Here is a 3242-nt window from a genome sequence, read left to right as displayed (position 1 = left end):
GAAACGGCGCAGCGCCAGGGCAGCATGCAGGCACACCACTACCAGCATCAGCACCGAGAACATCTTGGTCACCCAGGGAAAACCATGGCCGGAGCTGGAAAACATACCGCCTTCGAGCAGTTGTACTACCTGATAAAACACGTCTTTACCCAGCAGAATGCTCGATTCGAAATGCATGTGCAGCAGTAGAAAGCCACCCAGTATCAGCCCTGTGATACTTTGCAATTTATCTGCCCTTGCCGACCAGGGATGCCCCGCCAACCTGGGATCCAGCGTATGCTGTGCCAACACCCGAGCCTTAAACCCCGGTGCCACTACCGTTTTTGAAGTCATCTTGATTGCCCCGTCACGCCTGCGATTGCCAGCTAGGTTATTTGGCAGTCTCCCCCCGCCAGGGCGAGATCACCGAGGACAACACAATATCAGCTGCCAACACTGACGCGAGGCAGGCAAAAGCAAAGCGTGAGGCACCTCACCGCCACTGTGACATTTATTGGAAGCGGATCACAAACAAACCGTAAAAAACAAACAGAGGTAAAACCAATTAACCGTTTTAATTCCTTGCCTTAACCTAAGCTTTAACACAAACAGCCCTCACTTAACCGCAAGTAAAATTGCACAATCAAAGCCCGGAAGCCAACAAATCGCTGCTCTGACAGCAAGCCCGAGCCCCCTGCTGCCAGGTGCCGAGTGCGAACCCCCGCCAAACAGGCTACAATGCGCCCCATTACCTAATTGATTACTACAGGATGAGCCATGCCCTGGATCCAACTGCGCCTGCACACAAGCAGCGAACATGCCGACACCCTCAGCGATCTCTTGCTGGAAGAAGGCTCGGTGTCCATTACGTTCGAAGATGGTCAGGACCAACCTATTTTCGAACCCAAACTGGGTGAAACCCCGCTGTGGGACGACACTGTGGTCGTCGCCCTGTTTGATGCCCCGTTCGACCTTGACCCGGTAGTGGCCATGCTCAAAGGCCTGCCCTTCGTCGGCGATAAACTCAATTACAAAATAGAACAGGTAGAAGACAAAGACTGGGTGCGCGAGTGGATGGACAACTTCCACCCGATCCAGTTTGGCAAACGACTGTGGATCTGCCCCAGCTGGCGCGAGGTACCTGATGCTGATGCGGTAAATGTCATACTCGATCCGGGTCTGGCCTTCGGTACAGGCACCCACCCCACCACCGCCCTGTGCCTCGAGTGGCTGGACAGCCTGGACTTGGCCGGTAAAGAGGTTATCGACTTTGGCTGTGGCTCAGGCATTCTCGCCGTAGCAGCACTCAAACTGGGCGCTGTATGCGCCACTGGTATCGATATCGACTATCAGGCCATCGATGCCTCCAGAGCCAATGCCCAGCGCAATGAAGTCGCTGAACGTCTTGCCCTCTATTTACCCGAAGCTCAGCCCGAAGGTCTTAAGGCAGATGTGCTGGTGGCCAACATTCTTGCAGGTCCACTGCGTGAATTGGCACCACTTATTCAGGATTTGGTTAAGCCCGGCGGCAAGCTGGCACTGTCAGGATTACTCAACGAGCAAGCTGGCGAAATTCGCGCCTGTTACGCCCAATGGTTTGACATGGACGAACCTGCCCACAAAGACGACTGGAGCCGCTTGACAGGGGTACGTAAATCGCTGTAAAAGGCGCGCCAACCCGCATTGGGGCGGAAAACCCCGCCCTATAAATGTCAAGCAAAAAAACTTACTCTCAGGTCATTTATTGACCTTTTTTTCCCGCGTAAAAAGGCGTACTATAGCGCCCCTTTGACGCACAAGGTGAAACGCAAACATGCAAATTGGACCCTATCAACTGACCAATCAGCTGATCGTGGCACCAATGGCAGGTGTCACCGATCAAGCGTTCAGAAATCTCTGTCTGCGTTATGGCGCCGCCATGGCCGTGTCAGAGATGTTGTCTGCCAATCCCGAACTTTGGGACACAGACAAGAGCCGACAGCGCATGGCGCATTCGGGGGAGGAAGGCATACGCTCAGTGCAGATTGCCGGCGCCGATCCCGAACAGATGGCCTGGGCCGCCCGCTTCAATGTGGAGCAAGGCGCACAGATCATCGACATCAACATGGGGTGTCCGGCAAAAAAAGTGAATAAAAAGCAGGCCGGTTCGGCACTGATGCAATACCCCGATCTGGTGGAGCAAATCCTCCGGGCCGTGGTAGGCGCAGTGAATGTACCTGTCACGCTGAAGATTCGCACGGGGTGGGAGCCGGAGCACAGGAATGGTGTTCAAATTGCCCGGATAGCAGAAGATTGTGGCATTGCCTCACTGGCCGTTCACGGCCGGACCAGGCAATGCATGTATAAAGGTAACGCCGAGTACGACACCATCCGCGCTATTAAACAGAACGTCTCGATTCCTGTTGTCGCCAACGGGGACATCGTCAGTCCGGAGAAGGCACGGTTTGTGCTGGACTACACCGGTGCCGATGCCCTGATGATAGGACGGGGAGCCCAGGGACGGCCTTGGATTTTCAGAGAGATCCAGCATTTTCTTGATACCGGGGAGCATCTGGCACCCGTGGGAGATGATGAAAAGCGTCATGTGATGCTCGAACATCTATCCAAACTGTATGATCTGTACGGCGAATTCAAAGGAGTTCGTTTCGCCAGAAAGCATATAGGCTGGTACCTGGATCAGGAGGCGCAGCGTGATTTCCGTTCCCAGTTCAACGCACTGGAAACCGCTGCCGAGCAGCGTTCCGCTGTGGAACGTTATTTCGACGAATTAATACAGTATCAATAAAGAGCAGAATACGAATGTTTGATCAGACTACTCACACTGAAGCTCATCCGCTTACCGTAGGCAAAATCGAAACCGCAAACGGCACCATCAAGCCGCAATTGCTGCGCGATGCCGTTAAGCGCGCCGTAAGCAACTTCTTCGCCCAGCTGGATGGCCAGGAAGCCCAGGAAGTCTACGAAATGGTGCTTAGCGAAGTTGAAGCCCCTCTGCTTGATATCATCATGCAACACACCCGCGGTAACCAAACCCGCGCCGCTAACATGCTGGGTATCAACCGTGGCACCCTGCGCAAGAAGCTGAAAAAGTACGGCATGAACTAATCCTTTGGGATTAACATACTGTTTGAAAAGGGCCTTGATGAAAATCGAGGCCCTTTTTCTTTGGTCGCACTGCTTCCCTTGACCTCTACCGCCATTCCCCATTCCCCATTCCCCATTCCCCATTCCCCATTCCCCATTCCCCATTCCCCATTCCCCAT

Annotated in this window: 3 protein-coding genes and 1 pseudogene; 3 read left to right on the top strand and 1 reads right to left on the bottom strand. The window is 53.9% G+C overall.

All coding sequences use genetic code 11. The features are described 5' to 3' along the window. Positions 1-333 (bottom strand): annotated as a pseudogene (locus tag ABYK60_RS18365) (hypothetical protein); the annotation flags it as partial. 423 nt (positions 334-756) lie between these two features. On the opposite strand from ABYK60_RS18365, the gene prmA reads away from it, so the two are divergent. The 3 genes from prmA (at position 757) to fis (ending at position 3084) form a co-directional block, all read left to right on the top strand. Beyond that, entirely contained in the window at positions 757-1644 is an 888-nt protein-coding gene (prmA, locus tag ABYK60_RS18360; protein ID WP_372873436.1) for a 50S ribosomal protein L11 methyltransferase, read from the top strand. Between the two features lie 148 nt (positions 1645-1792). Continuing rightward, entirely contained in the window at positions 1793-2764 is a 972-nt protein-coding gene (gene dusB, locus ABYK60_RS18355) for a tRNA dihydrouridine synthase DusB (protein WP_372873435.1), read from the top strand. Positions 2765-2778: 14 nt separating this feature from the next. Next, on the top strand, positions 2779-3084 hold the full coding sequence (gene fis / locus ABYK60_RS18350) for a DNA-binding transcriptional regulator Fis (RefSeq protein WP_372873434.1): 306 nt from the start codon (positions 2779-2781) through the stop codon (positions 3082-3084). Positions 3085-3242 lie beyond the last annotated feature (158 nt).

This window comes from Shewanella sp., from assembly GCF_041630135.1.
GTDB lineage: Bacteria > Pseudomonadota > Gammaproteobacteria > Enterobacterales > Shewanellaceae > Shewanella.
This window is presented reverse-complemented; position numbering and strand designations above follow the sequence as displayed.